We start from the raw sequence: 308 nt of genomic DNA on the forward strand, positions 1-308 counted from the left end.
GCAATACCCAGCTGGGCAGCGGGCGATCCGTCGTCGATGCCGTTTGTTCTGCGCCCGATTCATGGCGCCCTGGCGGCGTTCGTCTTGACGTTGCCGGCCTATACTCCGACGCTTTACTACTTCTCCGGGGCTCCTCAGGCGTTGGCCCTCAGCGACGCCTTTCTCTTCGCCCTGCTGCTCGGGGCGATTCTTGTTGCCGTTCTTATGACTGTCCGTGGGCTGCAGACGTCACCGCAGGTTCGTGAGGGCGGAATTTCGTCGCGCGTGGCCGTGGCGGCTTACGTGGGCGCCATCGCGCTGTTTCTGGC

1 protein-coding gene is annotated in these 308 nt (G+C 64.0%); it reads left to right on the forward strand.

The features are described from left to right. A partial coding sequence (locus tag PZH32_RS12550) for a hypothetical protein (protein ID WP_275208578.1) occupies window positions 1-308 on the forward strand: 308 nt, incomplete at both ends.

The organism is Adlercreutzia equolifaciens, assembly GCF_029076695.1.
Classification (GTDB): Bacteria; Actinomycetota; Coriobacteriia; order Coriobacteriales; family Eggerthellaceae; genus Adlercreutzia; species Adlercreutzia equolifaciens_A.